This window comes from Bradyrhizobium sp. CIR18, assembly GCF_014198295.1.
Taxonomy (GTDB): domain Bacteria; phylum Pseudomonadota; class Alphaproteobacteria; order Rhizobiales; family Xanthobacteraceae; genus Bradyrhizobium.
This window is the reverse complement of the sequence record NZ_JACIHF010000019.1, coordinates 102,384-120,131: the sequence shown is the minus strand read 5'-3', so window position 1 is coordinate 120,131 and position 17,748 is coordinate 102,384. Positions and strand designations below refer to the sequence as shown.

At 65.5% G+C, this 17,748-nt stretch carries 14 protein-coding genes; 9 read left to right on the top strand and 5 right to left on the bottom strand.

Annotated features, from left to right (window positions below):
* Nucleotides 1–128 precede the first annotated feature (128 nt).
* Complete coding sequence (locus GGD65_RS35770; RefSeq protein WP_018318702.1) at nt 129–512, bottom strand: cell division protein ZapA; 384 nt, start codon at nt 510–512, stop codon at nt 129–131.
* On the bottom strand, nt 509–829 hold the full coding sequence (locus tag GGD65_RS35765) for a DUF4164 domain-containing protein (RefSeq protein ID WP_018318703.1): 321 nt from the start codon (nt 827–829) through the stop codon (nt 509–511). Before GGD65_RS35765 ends, GGD65_RS35770 begins: the two co-directional genes overlap by 4 nt.
* Nucleotides 830–1,214: 385 nt before the next feature.
* Between GGD65_RS35765 and tkt the strand changes: the two genes are divergently transcribed.
* The 8 genes from tkt (at nt 1,215) to GGD65_RS35725 (ending at nt 10,789) form a co-directional block, all read left to right on the top strand.
* A complete protein-coding gene (gene tkt, locus GGD65_RS35760) occupies nt 1,215–3,200 on the top strand; it encodes a transketolase (protein WP_183238260.1) in 1,986 nt (661 codons plus the stop codon).
* Nucleotides 3,201–3,348: 148 nt separating this feature from the next.
* The gene (gene gap / locus GGD65_RS35755) at nt 3,349–4,356 is read left to right on the top strand and encodes a type I glyceraldehyde-3-phosphate dehydrogenase (protein WP_018318705.1); all 1,008 of its coding nucleotides are present in this window, start codon (nt 3,349–3,351) and stop codon (nt 4,354–4,356) included.
* A 152-nt stretch (nt 4,357–4,508) separates the two neighbouring features.
* On the top strand, nt 4,509–5,705 hold the full coding sequence (locus tag GGD65_RS35750; protein WP_183238259.1) for a phosphoglycerate kinase: 1,197 nt from the start codon (nt 4,509–4,511) through the stop codon (nt 5,703–5,705).
* 56 nt (nt 5,706–5,761) lie between these two features.
* A complete protein-coding gene (gene fba, locus GGD65_RS35745; RefSeq protein ID WP_183238258.1) occupies nt 5,762–6,829 on the top strand; it encodes a class II fructose-bisphosphate aldolase in 1,068 nt (355 codons plus the stop codon).
* A 270-nt stretch (nt 6,830–7,099) separates the two neighbouring features.
* Nucleotides 7,100–8,125, top strand: a complete 1,026-nt coding sequence (locus GGD65_RS35740) for a class I fructose-bisphosphate aldolase (RefSeq protein ID WP_183238257.1) — start codon at nt 7,100–7,102, stop codon at nt 8,123–8,125.
* Between the two features lie 3 nt (nt 8,126–8,128).
* Nucleotides 8,129–8,818, top strand: a complete 690-nt coding sequence (locus GGD65_RS35735) for a thiamine phosphate synthase (RefSeq protein ID WP_183238256.1) — start codon at nt 8,129–8,131, stop codon at nt 8,816–8,818.
* A gap of 8 nt (nt 8,819–8,826) precedes the next feature.
* Nucleotides 8,827–9,900, top strand: a complete 1,074-nt coding sequence (locus tag GGD65_RS35730; RefSeq protein ID WP_183238255.1) for a tetratricopeptide repeat protein — start codon at nt 8,827–8,829, stop codon at nt 9,898–9,900.
* Between the two features lie 97 nt (nt 9,901–9,997).
* Nucleotides 9,998–10,789 (top strand): inositol monophosphatase family protein, encoded by a 792-nt coding sequence (locus tag GGD65_RS35725; protein WP_183238254.1) that lies wholly within the window; start codon nt 9,998–10,000, stop codon nt 10,787–10,789.
* A 155-nt stretch (nt 10,790–10,944) separates the two neighbouring features.
* Here the strand turns inward: GGD65_RS35725 and GGD65_RS35720 are convergent, their stop codons facing one another.
* The 3 genes from GGD65_RS35720 to GGD65_RS35710 all read right to left on the bottom strand — a co-directional run bounded on the left by GGD65_RS35720 (nt 10,945) and on the right by GGD65_RS35710 (nt 16,551).
* On the bottom strand, nt 10,945–14,100 hold the full coding sequence (locus tag GGD65_RS35720) for a multidrug efflux RND transporter permease subunit (protein ID WP_183238253.1): 3,156 nt from the start codon (nt 14,098–14,100) through the stop codon (nt 10,945–10,947).
* A 6-nt stretch (nt 14,101–14,106) separates the two neighbouring features.
* Entirely contained in the window at nt 14,107–15,300 is a 1,194-nt protein-coding gene (locus GGD65_RS35715; RefSeq protein WP_018318713.1) for an efflux RND transporter periplasmic adaptor subunit, read from the bottom strand.
* A 231-nt stretch (nt 15,301–15,531) separates the two neighbouring features.
* Nucleotides 15,532–16,551 (bottom strand): cyclopropane-fatty-acyl-phospholipid synthase family protein, encoded by a 1,020-nt coding sequence (locus GGD65_RS35710; protein WP_183238252.1) that lies wholly within the window; start codon nt 16,549–16,551, stop codon nt 15,532–15,534.
* A 168-nt stretch (nt 16,552–16,719) separates the two neighbouring features.
* Here GGD65_RS35710 and GGD65_RS35705 point away from each other — a divergent pair, with 168 nt between their 5' ends.
* On the top strand, nt 16,720–17,742 hold the full coding sequence (locus tag GGD65_RS35705) for a flagellar motor protein MotA (protein WP_183238251.1): 1,023 nt from the start codon (nt 16,720–16,722) through the stop codon (nt 17,740–17,742).
* Nucleotides 17,743–17,748 lie beyond the last annotated feature (6 nt).

The window sequence follows — 17,748 nt, the reverse complement described above, 5'->3', positions numbered from 1 at the left end:
CCGGATCGCGCTTCCCTCCGGCGTAAAATCAAGCGCGCTGGCTGGGACAACGCATTCCTCTTGGCCACCCTCAGCCATATGCGATAGCCCTGCCCGCTCGCGGGGGAGGGAGCGCACCGGTCGTGTGACTACCCGATCGCAATCCCGTTGCCGACGGTCCGGTTCAGGACCTGGGTCGACTTCTCGATGCGTTCGGCCGCCGCGTTCAGGGCATTCACCACGGCGGTCTGCGTCATCCGGGCGCGCTCGACGGCGGCGTTGCGGAAGTCCCTGAGCTCGGTCAGCTCCTGCTCCATGGTGCGGACACGGTTGCCGGCATCGACCAGCTCGTCGCAGACGGTCAGCGCCGCCATCACGGTGAGACGCGCATCGCCGATCTCGCCGAATTTTCCGCGCAGCGACTGGATCCGTGTCTCCAGGCTCTCGGCGAGCTTGAGCAGCCGCACCTCCTGGCCCTCCTCGCAGGCCATGCGGTATTGCCGGCCATTGATGGTGACGTTGATGTGGCTCATCCGTCCTCTCCGGTATCGAGCACCGAGCGTATCGTGACGATCGCGGAATCCAGCCGGTCGGAAATCTCGCGATTGGTGCGCTCGAGCTTGCGCGCCTTCACCAGCGCGCCGTCGAGCTCGTCGGCGAGCCGCGAGCGATCCGCGCCCAGTGCCTGGATTCGTGCCGCAAGCTCATTCTCGTCGCGATCAGCATCGCGCCGCCGCTCGACCGCGCTTTCGAGCGCGTCGAGCGCCGCCATCAGCCTGCGGGTCGCGATCTCGATCTCGACCGCGGAGGACTCCGTCATGGCGGCACTGTTGGACACGCGATCGTTCATGTAGTCAGCGGCGGAACCTGTGGCCTTTGCCCAGTGGCCTTTTCCTGGGGCGTGCCGTCCGGCAAAAGACTCGGTTCGGCAAGCGGTTAGAAGCAGAAATTTACGTGGCAAGCTAGCCAAGCGCAACGCCGCCGCGAAACTATGCACTGCTAGATCGGGAGCGATCATCCCGATCCATGGGTTCCTGCCGGTGCGATCAGCTCCGAAACGGAGCCTCCCCTTTCGAAGCGTGCCGCAGGCAACTTTTACGGCCGAATCGGCGTTTGACTGCCTTGGACTCCCGGAACCGAGGTGCTATCCCAGCCCCGACCTTCAGTGGCCGCCAGGCTCCTCCCGCGCGGGCGTACACCGCCTCCAAGCGCCTCATTTCAGACGGATTTCAGACATGACGCAGGTCGATCACACCCGTATGGCCAACGCGATCCGCGGCCTTTCGATGGACGCCGTCGAGAAGGCGAAATCGGGTCATCCCGGCCTGCCGATGGGTGCCGCCGACATCGCCACGGTGCTGTTCACGCAATTCCTGAAATTCGACGCGACCGCGCCCACCTGGCCCGACCGCGACCGCTTCGTGCTCTCGGCCGGTCACGGTTCGATGCTGCTCTATTCGCTGCTGTATCTGACCGGCAATTCCGAGATGACGCTGGACCAGATCAAGCAGTTCCGCCAGGTCGACTCGCTCACCCCGGGACACCCCGAGAACTTCCGGACCAACGGCATCGAGACCACGACCGGCCCGCTCGGCCAGGGCATCTCGACCGCGGTCGGCATGGCGCTCGCCGAGAAAATGCTCGCGGCTGAATTCGGCAAGAAGATCGTCGATCACCACACCTATGTGCTCGCCTCCGACGGCGACCTGATGGAAGGCGTGTCGCAGGAAGCGATCGCGATGGCCGGGCACTGGAAGCTCAACAAGATGATCGTGCTCTACGACGACAACGGCATCTCGATCGACGGCCCGACCTCGATCTCCGATTCCGTCGACCAGGTGAAGCGCTTCAAGTCGGCGGGCTGGGCCGCCGAGAAGATCGACGGCCACGATCAGGCGGCGATTGCCGACGCCATCACGCGCGCGAAGAAATCCAACAAGCCGACGCTGATCGCCTGCCGCACCACCATCGGTTTCGGCGCCCCGCACAAGGCCGGGACGTCGAAGGTGCATGGCGAGGCGTTGGGGGCTGAGGAGCTCAAGGCCGCCAAGGAAAATCTCGGCATCTCGCTCGAGCCGTTCGCGGTCGCCGACGACGCGCTGAAGGCGTGGCGTGCAGCCGGCAGCCGCGGCGCTGCGGCGCGCCAGGAATGGGAGGGCCGGCTCGGTGAGCTCGGCAGCCGCAAGCGTGCAGAATTCGAGCGCCGCCTGCGCCATGAGCGTCCGGCTTCGCTCGCCAAGGCGGTGCGCGCGTACAAGAAGGAATTGCTGGAAAAGCCGATGACCGCGGCGACCCGCAAATCCTCGGAAGCCGTGATCGAAGTCATCGCCGGCGCGATGCCGATGGAATTTCTCGCCGGCTCGGCCGACCTCACCGGCTCCAACAACAACAAGGCGAAGTCGGCGACCGCCTTCTCGGCGAAGACGCCGAAGGGCCGCTTCATCCATTACGGCATCCGCGAGCACGGCATGGCGGCGGCGATGAACGGCATTTTCCTGCACGGCGGCTTCGCGCCGAACGGTGCGACCTTCCTGGTGTTCACCGACTATGCACGTCCTGCAATGCGCCTTGCCGCGCTGATGGGCTCCGGCGTCGTCTATGTGATGACGCACGATTCCATCGGCCTCGGCGAAGACGGCCCGACCCATCAGCCGGTCGAGCATCTCGCCGCGCTTCGCGCCATTCCGAACATGCGCGTGTTCCGCCCGTGCGACGCCATGGAGGTCGCGGAGTGCTGGGAGCTCGCGCTCAATCGCGTGGACGGACCGACAGTGCTGGCGCTGACGCGCCAGAATCTGCCGCAGCTCCGGACCACCGCGCCGAACGACAATCCCTGCGCACAGGGCGCCTACGAGCTGGTCGCCGCCCAGGGCGAAGCCAAGGTGACGCTGTTCGCCTCCGGCTCCGAGGTCGAGATCGCGGTCGCCGCCCAGAAGCAGCTCGCGGAACGCGGCATCGCGTCGCGCGTTGTCTCCGTTCCCTCGCTCGAGCTGTTGTTAGCGCAACCAGAGGCCAAGCGCGCCGCGATCATCGGCAACGCACCGGTCAAGGTCGCGATCGAGGCTGCCGTGCGCTGGGGCTGGGATGCCGTGATCGGCCGGGATGGCGAATTTATCGGCATGCATTCGTTCGGCGAAAGCGGCCCTGCAAAGGAGCTTTACAAGCATTTCGGCATTACCGCCGAGGCTGCAGTTAACGCTGTGCTGAAGCGCGTTAGCTGAGAGTTGAGCTTGCCGCAAAAAAGGACTACCTAGTCTTCCATATGATCAAGCACCGCCCGGCCGAACCGGGCGCCCGCCCCTAAAAAACCCTCGCAGGCGCGCATAGCGCGTTGTGCGGGATGACAACGGTCATTGAAGGAGACGAAACATGGCAGTCCGCGTCGGAATTAACGGTTTTGGCCGCATCGGCCGCAACATCCTGCGGGCTATCGCCGAGTCCGGCCGCAAGGACATCGAGGTCGTCGGCATCAATGATCTCGGTCCGGTCGAGACCAACGCCCATCTGCTCCGCTTCGACAGCGTCCATGGCCGTTTCCCCGGCACCGTCACCGTCGACGGCGATACGATCAATCTCGGTGGCGGCAAGATCAAGGTGACCGCCGAGCGCGATCCCTCGAAGCTGCCGTGGAAGGATCTCGGCGTCGACATCGCAATGGAATGCACCGGCATCTTCACCTCGAAGGACAAGGCGTCCGCGCATCTGACCGCCGGCGCCAAGCGCGTGCTGGTCTCCGCGCCCGCCGACGGCGCCGACGCCACCATCGTCTACGGCGTCAACCATGAGACGCTGACCAAGGAGCACCTGGTCATCTCCAACGGCTCCTGCACCACCAATTGCCTGGCGCCGGTTGCCAAGGTGCTGAACGATCTCGTCGGCATCGAGACCGGCTTCATGACCACGATCCACGCCTATACCGGCGACCAGCCGACGCTCGATACGATGCACAAGGATCTCTATCGCGGCCGCGCGGCGGCGATGTCGATGATCCCGACCTCGACCGGTGCTGCGAAGGCGATCGGCCTCGTGCTGCCGGAGCTGAAGGGCAAGCTCGACGGCGTCGCGATCCGCGTGCCGACCCCGAACGTCTCGGTCGTCGACCTCAAGATCGTCGCCAAGCGTGCCACCGATGCCAAGGAGATCAACGCGGCGATGAAGCGCGCCAGCGAGCAGCAGCTCAAGGGCATCCTCGGCTACACCAATGCGCCGAACGTCTCGATCGACTTCAACCACGACCCGCACTCCTCGACCTTCCACGAGGACCAGACCAAGGTGCAGAACGGCACGCTGGTGCGCGTGATGTCCTGGTACGACAATGAGTGGGGCTTCTCGAACCGCATGGCGGACACCGCCGCTGCGATCGCGAAGGTGATCTAACTCCGCTCTCGTGTCCCGGACGCGATGCAGCGTGAAACGCTGCTTCGCAGATCCGGGACCCATTTAACTGCGGGACTCGCTGCAACGTGGGTCCCGGTTCTGCACAGCGGCACTGCGCGCCGCTAGTAGCGCCCGGGACAAGGAAGCGTCCGATGACCAACAAATTCCGCACCCTCGACGACGTCGACGTGAAGGGCAAGCGCGTGCTGCTGCGCGTCGATCTCAACGTGCCCATGGACAATGGCCGCGTCAGCGACACGACCCGGCTCGAGCGCGTCGCGCCGACCATCACCGAAATCTCGGACAAGGGCGGCAAGGTCATCCTGCTCGCGCATTTCGGCCGGCCGAAGGGGCGCGACGCCAAGGACTCGCTCAAGCCCGTCGCTGAAGCGCTGTCGAAGGTGGTGAAGAAGCCGGTCGCCTTCGCCGACGACTGCATCGGCGAGCCCGCGGCCAAGGCCGTCGCTGGCCTGAACGACGGCGACATCCTCTGTCTGGAAAATACCCGCTTCCACAAGGAAGAGGAAAAGAACGATCCGGCCTTCGTCGCGGAGCTGGCAAAGCTCGGCGACATCTGGGTCAATGACGCGTTCTCGGCGGCGCACCGCGCCCACGCCACGACCGAAGGCCTCGGCCACAAGCTCCCCGCCTATGCCGGCCGCACCATGCAGGCCGAGTTGGATGCGCTGGAGAAGGCGCTGGGCTCGCCGACCAAGCCTGTCATCGCGATCATCGGCGGCGCAAAAGTCTCGACCAAGATCGACCTGCTCGAAAACCTCGTCAGCAAGGTCGATGCGCTCGTGATCGGCGGCGGCATGGCCAACACCTTCCTGCACGCCCAGGGCGTCGGCGTCGGCAAGTCACTGGCCGAGAAGGATCTCGCACCGACCGCGGTGCGCATCATGGAGAAGGCGGAAGCCGCCAACTGCGCCATCATCCTGCCGGTCGACGCCACCGTTGCCTATCATTTCGCTGCCAACGCGCCGTCGCACGCCTATGGGCTCGATGCGATCCCCGCCGACGGCATGATCCTCGACGTCGGCCCGCAATCGATCGCCCGCGTCCACGCCGCGATCGACGATGCGGCGACCTTGGTCTGGAACGGACCGCTCGGCGCCTTCGAGATGCAGCCGTTCGATCGCGGCACGGTCGCGGCCGCCAGGCACGCCGCCGAGCGCACCAAGGCCAAGAAGCTGATCTCGATCGCAGGCGGCGGCGACACCGTCGCGGCGCTCAACCAGGCCCATGTGGCCGGTGACTTCACCTATGTCTCGACCGCCGGTGGCGCGTTCCTCGAATGGATGGAAGGCAAGCCCCTGCCCGGCGTCGAGGTTTTGCGCGTCAAGTAAGCCAGATCGGCGAGTAATCAGCGGCCCCGCAAGGCCCCAACGGGAGAAAAAGACAGATGGCTCGGATCACGTTACGTCAATTGCTCGACCACGCGGCGGAGAACGATTACGGCGTACCGGCCTTCAACATCAACAATATGGAGCAGGCGCTGGCGATCATGGACGCGGCCAACCAGGTCGACGCGCCCGTCATCATCCAGGCCTCGCGCGGTGCGCGCTCCTACGCCAACGACGTCATGCTCAAGCATATGATGGACGCGGTGACCGAGATCTATCCGCACATCCCGGTCTGCGTGCATCTCGACCACGGCAACGAGCCGGCGACCTGCATGACCGCGATCCAGGCCGGCTTTACCTCAGTGATGATGGACGGCTCACTCAAGGCCGACGGCAAGACCCCCGGCGATTGGGGCTACAATGTCGGCGTCACCAAGACCGTGACCGACATGGCCCATCTCGGCGGCATCTCGGTGGAAGGCGAACTCGGCGTGCTCGGCTCGCTCGAAACCGGCATGGGCGACAAGGAAGACGGCCACGGCGCCGAGGGCAAGCTCAGCCACGACCAGCTCCTGACCAATCCGGACGAGGCCGTGAAGTTCGTCCAGGAGACCAGGGTCGACGCGCTCGCGATCGCGATGGGGACCTCGCACGGCGCCTACAAGTTCACCCGCAAGCCGGACGGCGACATTCTCGCCATGAACGTGATCGAGGAGATCCACCGCAAGCTGCCGAACACGCATCTGGTGATGCACGGCTCCTCCTCGGTGCCGCAGGACCTGCAGGAGATCATCAACGCCAATGGCGGCAAGATGAAGCCGACCTGGGGCGTGCCGGTGTCCGAGATCCAGCGCGGCATCAAGAACGGCGTGCGCAAGATCAACATCGACACCGACAACCGCATGGCCATGACCGGCCAGATCCGGAAAGTGCTCAAGGACAATCCGGAAGAGTTCGATCCGCGCAAATATTTGAAGCCGGCGATGGAGGCGATGACCAAGCTGTGCAAGCAGCGCCTCCAGGAGTTCAACACCGCCGGCCAGGCCTCCAAGATCAAGAAGGTCCTGACCACCGCCGATATGGCCAAGCGCTACGCCAAGGGCGAGCTGGACCCGAAGGTAGCGTAAGGGCCGCAAACGCTCTCTCGTCGCCCCTCGCCCCGCTCTTGCGGGGAGAGGGCGGGGTGAGGGGCTGTTTCCGCATAATTGGTGACAATGGACTCGCGGAGAGTCCCCCTCGCCCGCCGCGCCGGTGCGCGTCGGCCTCTCCCCGCAAGCGGGGAGAGACGAAGAACCCAGCCTCCCCCCTTTACCCTGCGACGAACGTTAACTCGGCAATTGCCCGAGAACGGTCTATTTTCACGGGCAAGGGCAGAATCGTTTTGGGAGGACCTCTCGATGAATCTGACTGAGCTCAACAGGATCGCGACCGCCATGGTCGTATCAGGCAAGGGTATCCTCGCCGCCGACGAATCCTCCGGCACCATCAAGAAGCGTTTTGACGCGATCGGCGTGGACTCGACCGAAGGCAACCGCCGCGACTATCGCGAGATGCTGTTCCGGTCCACGGAGGCCATGAGCCAGTATATTTCCGGCGTGATCCTCTATGACGAGACGATCTGGCAGGATGCCAAGGACGGCACGCCGCTGATCAGGCTGATCGAACAGAGCGGCGCCATTCCCGGCATCAAGGTCGACGAGGGCACGCAGGCCCTGCCGATGTGCCCGGGCGAACTGGTCACCGTCGGGCTCGACAAGCTCGCCGAACGGCTGAAAAAATACTATGAGCGCGGCGCGCGCTTTGCCAAATGGCGCGCGGTGATCGACATCGGCAGCGGCATCCCCTCGATGACCGCGATCAGCGTCAACGCCCATGCGCTGGCGCGCTATGCCGCGCTGTGCCAGGCCGCGCAGATCGTGCCGATCGTCGAGCCCGAGGTGCTGATGGACGGTGATCACGACATCGACCGCTGCTATGAGGTGACGACCCGCGTGCTCAACAAGACGTTCCAGGAATTGCGCGTGCAGCGCGTCGCGCTCGAAGGCATGGTGCTGAAACCGAACATGGCGATATCAGGCAAGAAATGCGCAAAGCAGGCCTCCGTCGAGGAGGTCGCCGAGAAGACGATCCGGCTGCTCAGGGCTTGCGTGCCCGCGGCCGTGCCCGGCATCGCCTTCCTCTCCGGCGGCCAGTCCGACGAGGAGGCGACCGCGCATCTCAACGCCATGCACAAGCTCGGCCCGCTGCCCTGGGGCCTGACCTTCTCCTACGGCCGTGCCCTGCAGGCCGCGCCGCAGAAAGCCTGGTCCGGCAAGGCCGAGAACGTCGCGGCCGGCCAAACCGCCTTCAGCCATCGCGCGCGAATGAACGGCCTCGCCTCCAAGGGCGAATGGCAAAGTAGCCTGGAAAAGAAGGCAGCCTAGATCTTGTCGAACAAACCGCCTCCGCCGCGCCCGGCGCCGCGCCTCTATCTCGCGACGCCTGTCGTCGATGATCCCGCTTCGCTTGTGGCCGAGCTGCCGGGCCTGCTGGCCGCCGCCGACGTCGCGGCCGTGCTGCTGCGGCTGAAGGAGACCGACCAGCGCACCATGATCTCGCGCATCAAGGCGCTCGCGCCGCCGGTGCAGAAAGCTGGCGCCGCGCTGCTCGTCGAGGATCATGCCGAGCTGGTCGCGCGCGGCGGCGCCGATGGCGCACACCTCCCCGGCATCGCCGCGCTGAAAGAGGCACTGCCATCGCTCAAGCCCGATCGCATCGCCGGTGTTGGCGGGCTGACCACGCGGCACCATTCCATGGATGCGGGCGAGATGGGCGCGGATTACGTGCTGTTCGGTGAGCCCGATGCGAAAGGCCAGCGCCCCCAGGCGCAAGCCATCGCGGAGCGGCTGGACTGGTGGGCGGAGCTGTTCGAGCCACCTTGCGTCGGCTTTGCCATGTCGCTGCAGGAAGCCCACGATTTCGCTGCCAGCGGCGCCGATTTCGTGCTGGTCGGCGACTTCATCTGGGCCGATCCGCGCGGGCCCAAGGCCGCGCTGATCGAGGTCGATGCTGCGATCAAGAAGGCCCATGCGATGGCGCTTGCGGGCCAAGATCCTGCGGGCCAGGAGCACGGCTAGCGCCCGACATGAAGCTCCCCTGCATCACCTTGCTGGCTACGCTGCTGCTCACAGTGCCCGCGGCCGCGCAGCTCCAGATTACCCCGCCGGCGACAACGCCGAGCGCGGCGCCTGAGAAGCAAAAGTCCAAGCCGCACGCGCTCACCAAGAAGAAAGAGGCCGCGCCGTCGCCCAAGCCTTCCGCCTCACCCAAGCCGACCGCCTCGCCCAAGCCGGCGACCGTGATCCCCGCGCCTTCCACCGACAATTCCAATGTCGATCTGGTGTTCGGCGCCTATCAGCGCGGCCAGTACAAGACAGCCTTCGACCTCGCCACCGCCCGCGCACAAGCCGGCGATCCCAAGGCGATGACCATGCTCGGCGAGCTCTATTCCAATGCCATGGGCATGCGGCGCGACTACGCCAAGGCAGCCGAATGGTACAAGCGCGCGGCCGATGCCGGCGACCGCGAGGCGATGTTCGCGCTCTCCATGCTGCGCATTTCGGGCCGCGGCGGCCCGATCGACAAGAGCGAGGCGGTCAAGCTGATGGCGTCCGCCGCCAAGCTCGGCGAGCCCAGGGCGGCCTATAACCTCGCTCTGCTCTATCTCGACGGCCAGACCCTGCCGCAGGACGTGAAGCGCTCCGCCGAGCTGCTGCGCCAGGCCGCCGATGCAGGCCTGCCCGAGGCGCAATACGCGCTGGCGACCTTCTACAAGGAAGGCACCGGCGTGCCGAAGGACCCGGAACGCTCGGTGCGGCTGCTGCAGGCCGCCTCCCTCGCCGACAATGTCGACGCCGAGGTCGAATATGCCATCGCCATGTTCAACGGCACCGGCACGCCGAAGAACCAGCCTGCTGCCGTCGCCCTGCTCCGCAAGGCCTCCCGCCAGGGCAGCGCGATCGCGCAGAACCGGCTGGCGTGGGTGCTGATCAACGGCGTGGGCACGTCCGTAGACAAGGTCGAGGGCTTCAAATGGCACCTGGTGGCCAAAACCGCCGGCAAAGGCGACCCGGAGCTCGACAAGCAATTGTCCGACCTGCCGGCCGAGGACCGGGCCAAGGCGGAGGCCGCCGCCAGAAAATGGCTCGGGACCAAATGACTTGACGCAATGACTTGACCTGAGGGCCCTTGCAGGGCACCCAGTCCCCCAAACAGGCGCGATTTCCCGCCATTTCCCCCGATCAAGACCAGAGCTCATGCTGTATTCCGCCACTATCAACGTCATGGTCAAAGCCGCGCGCCGCGCCGGCCGCAGCCTCAAGCGCGATCTCGGCGAGATCGAGCATCTCCAGGTCTCGCTGAAGGGGCCAGCCAATTTCGTTTCGCTCGCCGACAAGCGCGCCGAGGAGATCCTCTACCAGGACCTCGCCAAGGCGCGGCCCGGCTATGGCTTCATCGGCGAAGAGGGCGGCACGCGCGAGGGCTCCGACAAGAGCCACACCTGGATCGTCGACCCGCTCGACGGCACCACCAACTTCCTGCACGGCATCCCGCAATTCGCGATCTCGATCGGCCTCGTGCGCGAGGGCACGATCATCGCGGGCGTGATCTACAATCCCGCCAATGACGAGCTCTACATCGCCGAGCGCGGCAAGGGCGTCTTCCTCAACGACCAGCGCCTGCGCGTCGCCGGCCGCCGCCAGCTCAACGAATGCGTGGTGGCCTGCGGCCTGCCCCACATCGGCCGCGGCGATCACGAGGAATTCCGCCGCGAGATGACCGCGATCCAGGACCGCGTCGCAGGCCTGCGCCGTTTCGGCGCCGCCTCCCTCGACCTCGCCTTCGTCGCCGCCGGCCGCCTCGACGGCTATTGGGAACGCAATCTGCAATCCTGGGACATCGCCGCCGGTATGCTGATGGTGCGCGAAGCGGGCGGCACGGTGAGTGACATCAACACGCCCGGCGATCCGCTGGTCACGGGGCACGTCGTGTGCGGCAATGAGTACGTGCACGGGGAATTGGTGAAGATCTTGCGGAAACCGGCGTAGCAGTCGACGCGCGAGCCAATCACTCCGCTGTCATCATCCGCGAAGGCGGATGATCCAGAATTCCAGAGACGCTAGTGGGATCTGGAGAAGCCGCAGCGTACTGGATGCCCCGCCCCCGTGCGCAACTGCGCACCAGGCGCGCATGACAGTTTGCCTCACGGCTTGACCGGCGCCGGCGGACCGTAGGCCTCACCTTCCCTCACCGCCTCCGCCTCCCTGTCCCCTGCCAGCACGCGCTGCACGGAGACGAAGAACACCGGCACCATCAGCAGCGCCAGGATCACCACCGCGATCATGCCGCCCATCACGATGGAGCCGAGCGCCTGCTGGCTGGCACCGCCGGCGCCATGGGCGATGGCCATCGGCAGCACGCCGCAAATGAAGGCGAGGCCGGTCATCAGGATGGGGCGGAAGCGCAGGCGGCAGGCCTCGATGGTGGCTTCCACCAGCGGCTTGCCCTCTTTCCGCAGATCTTTGGCGAATTCGATGATCAGGATCGCGTCCTTTGCCGCAAGGCCGATGATCGTGATCAGGCCGACGGTGAAATAGACGTCGTTGGGCAGGCCGCGCAGCATGGCCGCGATCACCGCGCCGACGATGCCGAGCGGCACCGTGAGCAGCACCGCGAGCGGAATGGTCCAGCTCTCGTAAAGTGCGGCGAGACACAGGAACACGACGAATACCGACAGACCGAGCAGGAACGGCGCCTGCGAGCCCGACAGCTTCTCCTGGAGCGACTGCCCGGTCCATTCGTAGCCGAAGCCGCGCGGCAGCCGGCCGGCAAGACGCTCCATCTCGGCGATCGCATCACCCGAGGTGAAGCCGGGCTTGGCCTCGCCGGAGATGCGCACCGCCGGATAATAGTTGAAGCCTGCGATCTGGGTCGGGCCTCGCGCCCATTCCACCGTGGCGAAGGACGAGAACGGCACCAGCTGGCCGCGGCTGTTCTTGACGTTGTAGTTGAGGATGTCCTCGGTCCGCATGCGGTCGCGGGCGTCGGCCTGCACCACGACGCGCTGCATGCGGCCGCGGTTCGGGAAGTCGTTGATGTAGTTCGACCCGAGATTGGTCGAAATCGTGTTGTTGATGTCTTCGAAGGTGACGCCGAAGGCGCCGGCCTTCTCGCGGTCGATCATGAGATTGACCACCCCGGCCTCGGGCAGGCCTTCGACATAGACCTTCTGAAGCACGGGACTGGCGTTGGCTTCCGCGATCAACTGATCGGCGGCGCGCATCAAGGCCGGATAGCCCTTCTGTCCGCGGTCCTGGAGGCGGAACGAGAAGCCCGACGAGTTGCCGAGATTGTCGATCGGCGGCGGCTGCAGCGCGGAGATTTTGGCATCGCGGATCGACGCCCCCAGATCGCGGTTGATGTCGTTGACGATCGCCGCGGCCGAATCCTTCGGTCCACGCTCCGACCAGTCCTTCAGCGTGATGAAGGCCTGCGCGGTGTTCATGCCCTGGCCGGAGAAGCTGAAGCCGGTGAGGAAGGTGACATCTTTCACGCCTGGACGTTCGGCGAGGTATTTCTCGACCTTCTCGATCACGGCCTCGGTGCGGGGATAAGAAGAATCCGACGGCGTTTGCACGTCGGTGGTGACGAAGCCCTGGTCGTCGATCGGCAGGAAGCCGCCCGGCAGGCTGACGAAGGCCCAGGACAGGCCGACGAGCAGCGCGACATAGACCAGCATCAGGCGGCCGGTCCGCTTCAGCGAGAAGCCGACGGTGCGGGAATAGCCTTCCTTGCCGCCTTCGAGCACGCGGTTGAACCAGCCGAACACGCCCCGCTTCGCATGACCGTGGCCGGCCGCGACCGGCTTGAGCAAGGTCGCGCACAGCGCCGGCGTCAGCGACAGCGCGAGGAATGCGGAGAAGCCGATCGCAGCGACCATCGTCACGGAGAACTGGCGGTAGATGATGCCGACCGATCCCGGGAAGAACGCCATCGGCACGAACACCGCCATCAGCACCAGCGTGATGCCGATGATGGCGCCCGATATCTGCGACATCGCCTTGCGCGTCGCCTCCTTCGGCGGCAGCCCCTCCTCGCTCATGATGCGCTCGACGTTCTCGACCACGACAATGGCGTCGTCGACGAGGATGCCGACCGCGAGCACCATGCCGAACATCGAGAGCATGTTGATGGAATAGCCGGCGAGCAGCAGCGTGGTGCAGGCGCCCAGAAGCGCCACCGGCACAACGATGGTCGGGATGATGGTGTAGCGGATGTTCTGCAGGAACAGGAACATCACCACGAACACCAGCACCACGGCTTCGACCAGCGTCGTCAGCACCTTCTTGATCGAAGCCTCGACCACCGGCGTGATGTTGTAGGGAATCTCGTAAGTGATGTTGGCCGGAAAGAACCGCGACAGCTCCTTCATCTTCTCTTCGACCGCGCTCGCGGTCGCCAACGCATTGCCGGTCGGCGACATCAACACAGAGAGACCGGCGGTCGGCTTGCCATTCAGGCGCGTGTTGAACTGGTAGCTGAGGCCGCCGACCTCGATGCGCGCAACGTCGCGCAGGCGCACGGTCGAGCCGTCGGCATTGGCGCGCAGGATGATGGCGCCGAATTCATCCGGGGAAGACAGCTGGCCCTTGACCAGCACCAGCGAGGAGGTGCGCTGGCTCGAGGTCGACGGCTCGGCGCCGATGCTGCCCGAGGCAACCTGCGCGTTCTGCGCGGCAATGGCCTTGTTGACGTCGTCGGCGGTGAGCCCATAGCCGACGAGCTTGGCCGGATCGACCCAGACGCGAAGCGAGCGCTCGGTCGAATAGAGCGTGGCGCGGCCGACGCCGGGGATGCGGCGGACTTCACCGAGCACGTTGCGGATCATGAAGTCGCCGAGCCCGACCTCGTCGAGGCTGCCGTCGGTCGAATTCAGCGTGATGATCTGGAGCACCGCGCTCGAGGCTTCCTCGATCAGGATACCCTGCTGAATCACCGCGCGCGGCAGGCGCGCCTCGACCCGCTTGATGCGGTTCTGCACCTCGACCGAGGCCGCGCTGGTATCGGTGCCGGGCACGAAATTGGCGATGATCTCGACCTGGCCGAGCGAGTCGCTGGTCGATTCGAAATTGAGGATGCCGGAGGCGCCGTTGAGCTCCTCCTCGATCAGGCGCGTGACGCTGTTGTAGAGGTTTTCGGGCGAGGCGCCAGGATAGCTGGTCGAGATCGAGATCGAGGGCGGCGCGATGATCGGATATTGCGCGATCGGCAGCAGCGGCACGGCAATAGCGCCGATCAAGCAGATGAACAGCGCGACCACCCAGGCAAAGATTGGCCTGTCGATAAAGAAACTCGCCATGGCGCGTTATCGCGTGAGCTTCAGGGCGTGCCGGTTGTCCGCGGTCGCGTCCGCCTCCGACCAGGATTGCGGCTTGACCTTGTCGCCGGCGGCGAACTTCTGGAAGCCTTCAACCACGACCTTGTCGCCGGCCTTCAGGCCTTCGGTGACGAACCAGATTCCGTCCTGCACCGACCCCGTGCGCACCGGCTGCACCGCGATGTGGTTGTCGTCCTTGACGACGAACACTTCGCTGCCGCCGCCGCCATTGCGCTGGATCGCTTGCTGCGGCACCGCGATCGCGTCGCTATCGAGACCCTGGTCGATGCGGACGCGGACATACATGCCCGGCAGCAGTTCGCGCTTGGGATTGGGGAACTCGCCGCGCAACGTCACCTGCCCGGTGTGGGCGTCGACCTTGGCGTCGGAGAACAGCAGCTTGCCGTCGAGCGAATAAAGCGTGTTGTCGTCGAGCACGAGGCGCACCTTGGCGGCGTCGGACGCGATACGCTCGAGATCGCCGGTCTCGAAGGCGCGGCGGAGCTGGTTGAGCTCGGTCACCGACTGGGTGAAGTCGGCGTAGATCGGATCGAGCTGCTGGATGGTGGCGAGATTGGTCTCGTTCTGCACGGCGAGCGCGCCTTCGCTGACGAGGGCCGCACCGACGACGCCGTCGATCGGCGCGCGCACGGTGGCATAATCGAGATTGAGCTTTGCCCGCGCGAGCTCGGCCTTGCGTCCCTCGACCTCGGCGTGGGCCTGACGCTCAGCCGCGATCGCCTTTTCGTTCTCGGCTTCCGGGGCGGCGCGGTCCTTGGTGAGCGCAGCGACGCGGCGTGCCTGCTGGTGCGCCTGCATCGCAGCGGCCTCGGCCTTGGCGAGCGCCGCCTCGTTGGCCAGCACCTCGACCTCGAACGGACGTGGATCGATGCGGTAGAGCGGATCGCCTGCCTTCACCTCGCTGCCCTGGCGGAACAGGCGCTCGACCACGATGCCGGAGACGCGCGGCCGCACGTCCGAGACACGCGTCGGCGCGATGCGTCCCGGCAATTCCCGGACCACTGCGCGCGGCTGCGGCTTAACAATGACGATGCTGACGTCCGGATAGGTGGGCGGGGCGGCAGACACGGCGGAGCTGGATTCGTCGCAAGCACCAAGCAGCGGCGCCAGGGCCGCGAGCAGTATTGCAACGCATGCCGATCGCGCGCGAAGTCCTGACATGAAATGGGGTGCCCCGATATTGTTGAAACTAATCATGCTCGCGCGAGGCCCGTTCTGGGCCCTTTACACGCGGCTGATATCGCCAAAATAGAATGCATCTGCTGCGATGCAACGCATGACGCGGGCGGCTCATTGTCACACAGCTTACGCGATTGAAATAAGAAGGCTTTTGCCGTGTCACTTGATTGTGAGTCGGGGTTCCACCGGCGCGTGTGCGGCGGAACATCGCAATTACTCGGCGGCCTTCATCCGGTAGTGACTGACCCCCCATTCGGTTCCATCGGCATAGCCGAACAGGCCCGATGTTGCGAGCAAGAACCAGCGCCAGCGCCGCATCCACAGGCAGGTCTGTTCGCCATAGACCTGGCGCAGGGACGCCTCGATCGCATCCCGATGCGTGTCGAAATTGTCGAGCCAGTCATTAGTGGTGCGCTGATAATGTGTGCCGCTCCAGCACCATTCCTTCTCGACCGTGAAGATGTCGTGGAATTGCCTGACGAGGTGATGGCTCGGCATCAGCCCGCCGGTGAAGACGTGCTGCGCGATCCAGTCCTCGCGATCGAGCCGGTCGAACAGCTGCGAGCCGGAGCGATGGGTGACGATCTGCATGAAGAAGCGCCCATCCGGCGCGAGCCATGACCGCAGCCGCGACATCAGCTTGCGCCAGTTCATCATCTGCTCGAACATCTCGACCGAGACGATGCGGTCGAACTGGCCGTCGGGCGCGAACACGTTCATGTCCGCAGTGACCACCCGCAGGTTCAGCAAGCCGCGCCGCCGCGCCTCCTCCTCGACATGAGCGCGCTGCGCCTGCGAGGTCGACACCGCCGTCACCTTGGCGTGTGGAAACTGCCGTGCCATCCACAGCGACAGCGAGCCCCAGCCGCAGCCGAGCTCGAGGATGGTCTGGCCGTCGGCGAGGCCGGCATGCTCGACCGTCTGGCGCAGCGCCTCCTCCTCCGCCTCCTGCAAGGTGGTCGCATCGGTCTTGTAGAAGCAGCAGGAATATTTGCGGCTGGGGCCGAGCATTTCGGCGAAGAACGCCGCGGGCACCTCCTCACGCCCGGCCTCAGCGTTTTCGGCGATCGGCCGCAGCATCATACGGCCGGCGAATGCGGCGTCGGCGGCCGCGTCATGCGTGGCGAGGCGGGTTGCGCTGCGGGAGCACAGGCGCTGGATCGCGGCGCGGATCACGACGTCCGGCAGCGGCACGCGTTCGGCAGTCCCGATGATCGCGGAAACGACACTCATGCGCCCCCCGAATGGCGAATCTCTGCAGATAGCTGCTTATCAAAGCCCCGCTTCCGGTCCGGGTTCCCCGAGCTGTCCCCGAAATCGGCGCATCCGGCGCTTTTTTTGGGCCGGCGCTGTGCCATAGTGCGCGCCGCAAGCAAGCTTTTGGAATGGATGATACCGGCCATGCCGTCAGGCGCCTCGCCCCGCTCCACCATGGATATCGAGTACACAAAGCTGTCCTCACCCAGCGTCTTCCTGGTGAGGATGCTGGTCTTCCTGGTGCTGTGCACGCTGGTCAGCGTGGTGCTCTACAAGCAGATCATCCAGGCCTTCTTCGCTAATCCCGGCCTCAATGCCCTGATCGGCGGCGTGCTGTTCATCGGCATCATCCTGGCCTTCCGCCAGGTCATCCGACTCTACCCTGAGGTCTCCTGGGTCAACAATTTCCGCATCGCCGATCCTGGCCTGGCGCCGGCCCGGCACCCGAAACTGCTGGCGCCGATGGCGGCGATCCTCGGCGGCGAGCGCTCCGGGCGAATGTCGATCACCCAGACCACGATGCGGCATTTGCTCGATTCGATCGCGACCCGCCTGGATGAAGCCCGCGACATCTCGCGCTACATGACCGGCCTCCTGGTGTTCCTCGGCCTGCTCGGCACCTTCTGGGGCCTGATCGAGACGGTCGGCTCGGTCGGCAAGGTGATCGACGGGCTCAAGGTCGGCGGCGATTCCGGCGCGCTGTTCGACACGCTGAAGGAGGGCCTCGCAGCCCCGCTGGGCGGCATGGGCATCTCGTTCTCCAGCTCGCTGTTCGGCCTCGCGGGATCGCTGATCCTCGGCTTCCTCGATTTGCAATCGAGCCAGGCGCAGAACCGTTTTTACACCGACCTGGAAGACTGGCTCGCCACCACGGTGCGCGAATATGGCAGCGGCGAGGTCGCGGTCGCTTCCGGCGGCGGCGGCGGAGTCGCCGGCGGCGAGCTCCAGGCCGCGGTCGAACGCTTACGCTCCGTGCTCGAGGAAGGCAGCGCCAGCCGCGGCACCACGGCGGCGATGGCGAGCCTTGCCGAAGCCATCCAGGCGCTGGTCTCGCACATGCGCACCGAGCAGCAGATGATCCGCGAATGGGCCGACGGCCAGGGCGAGCAGAACCGCGAGATCCGGCGTCTGCTGGAGCGCATCGCCCGCCAGCCGGAAAAGAGCTGAGACGAT